At 60.0% G+C, this 2,079-nt stretch carries 3 protein-coding genes; all 3 read left to right on the forward strand.

Going from position 1 to position 2,079, the window contains the following annotated elements; translation table 11 throughout:
• The first annotated feature begins 262 nt into the window (after positions 1 to 262).
• On the forward strand, positions 263 to 607 hold the full coding sequence (locus RMO81_RS01790) for a hypothetical protein (RefSeq protein ID WP_310474012.1): 345 nt from the start codon (positions 263 to 265) through the stop codon (positions 605 to 607).
• Between the two features lie 328 nt (positions 608 to 935).
• Positions 936 to 1,469: a hypothetical protein gene (locus tag RMO81_RS01795; RefSeq protein ID WP_310474013.1), complete on the forward strand. Its 534-nt coding sequence runs from the start codon at positions 936 to 938 to the stop codon at positions 1,467 to 1,469.
• A gap of 81 nt (positions 1,470 to 1,550) precedes the next feature.
• A partial coding sequence (locus tag RMO81_RS01800) for a hypothetical protein (RefSeq protein ID WP_310474014.1) occupies positions 1,551 to 2,079 on the forward strand: 529 nt, incomplete at its 3' end.

Consider the following 2,079-nt stretch of genomic DNA (forward strand, 5'->3'; position numbering starts at 1 on the left):
GGGGCGACGAAGCCCTTTTGAGCAGAGGGTCACCCGAAACCCAGGCTGGCCCACACCTCTAACCCATAAGCCCATCCACCAGTCCCACACCCCCTCCCACCCCGTCGCCCCGGACTTGATGCGGGGCCCCGCTTTCTACAAATAGGCCGGCGCACTCTAAGTAAAAATGTTTGCAGTGTTAAAACGTCAAATTGACCACCGTACGACAATTATGTAATTTGTTCTCAACTATTTAAATTCATCCAGAAGAAGGGATGTTGGCATGGACGTGATGGCGGCGGTTAGCGGTCTGAAGATAGCCTACGATATGGCCAAAGGCTTGAATGCTGCGACCACGCAAGTCCAAATTACCGAGGTTAAAATTGCCCTTCTGGAACACATCATGTCTGCCCGAGAAGCGCTGAGTAGCGCTCAAGCGGCTGAAGCTGAGAGTGCCCGCCTTATTGATGAGCTTAAGCAGGAAATTGCGCGTCTCAAAGATTGGAGCAAAGAGGCGCAACGCTACCAGCTTATAAATGTGCGGAATGGCGCTATGGCTTACGCTCCCAAGCCGGGCTTGGAGAATGGTGAGCCCGCGCATTGGCTTTGTGCAAACTGTTTTAGTTAAACCCGCAAATCCTTCCTTCAGAATAAGGGGCAGAACGGGCCGGATGCAACCTATGGTTGTGACGCCTGTAAAGGGTCATTCAAGGTCTCGTTCCGCTATCATCCCGAGGCAATCGCCCGCACTCATGAGGGTGGCGTTTAGGGAATTTCGGAACGCGAGTATTTAGGGGACACAAGGTTAGCTGTCTTGCTCCTGCCCGGAGGCAGGTTGCGAGAAGGGCCTTCCAAAAACAAAAGGGTGCAGGGTCCGCGACCCTGCCCGCCGGAGGCCCCATTTTCTCTGTTCTCCTTCTGTCCTACAGCCATGTTCCTGGGCTACACTCTGCGGCATGAGCACCGACAATCCCCAACCGCCCGCCCGGCAACCCCAGCACAACGGCTGGACGCCGGAGCGGCAGCAGCGGTTTCTTGATCACCTCGCCGATGTCGGCAGTGTGGCGGCGGCCGCGCGCGCTGTGGGGATGACGCGGCAATCGGCTTATTGGGTGCGGCGTCAGCCGTGGGCGGCGGCGTTTGCCAGCAGCTGGGATGCGGCGCTGGCGGGGGCTGGTGGGTGGATCGAGCAGTTGGTGATGGATCGGATTGTGGATGGCGAGGAAGAGGTGATCGAGCGGGAGGGCTGCATCGTGGAGGTACGGCGGCGGCCGTGTGATGTGCGGCTGTTGCTGTTCCATCTCAAGCGGCAGGAGGATCGCCGCAGCGCCCGCGCGGCGTTGGAGCAGGCGGTTGTGTTGCGCCGGCTGGACCGGCAGGCTGCGACGGTACCTGCGGCTTACACAAGGCCAGATGCGTCAAAAGCGTCAAAACTTCGCGAGGATATTCTGGCGATGCACAGGCAGGAAAGCGCCAAGCATGGCCGCTGACGTCATACCGATGCCCTTGCCCTTGGCCCTGGCTTGTGGCCAAGAGTATGCAGCACCCAAAAGGCACTGACCAAACCCACCATGCCCTGGCTGTTTCACATCTTCCTGGCCATTCACGTCGGTGCCGGCGTGGTGGCGCTCACCAGTTTCTGGGGGGCGGTGCTGACGCGCAAGGGCGGCCCGGCGCATCGGCACTGGGGATTCGTGTTTTCAGCAGCGATTTATACGGCGGCGGGGCAGGCGTTGGGGATGGGGTTGCTGTCTCTGGTGTGGCCGCTGGCCATGCATCCGCAGCTGACCGACGCGGTGCTGTATCGCGGCATGTTCGGCACGATGATGGTCTATCTGGGCCTGCTGGCGATTTCGATGACGCGCTATGGCCTGGTGATGGTGAGCAATCGGCGTGACCATCCCGGCAATCGGCATTGGTCGATGCTGGCGGTGCAGGGCGGCACCATGCTGGCGGCGGGCATTTGTTTGGCGCATGGGGCTTATCTGCTGGATCGCAACGGGCCGGTGATGGAGCCGGTGCTGATGGTGGCGCTGCTCGGTTTTGGCACCAGCACCACCTATTTCCGCTATATCTTCAGCACGCCGGCGTCCCCTCGCG

Source organism: Sandarakinorhabdus sp., assembly GCF_031422795.1.
Lineage (GTDB): Bacteria > Pseudomonadota > Alphaproteobacteria > Sphingomonadales > Sphingomonadaceae > Sandarakinorhabdus.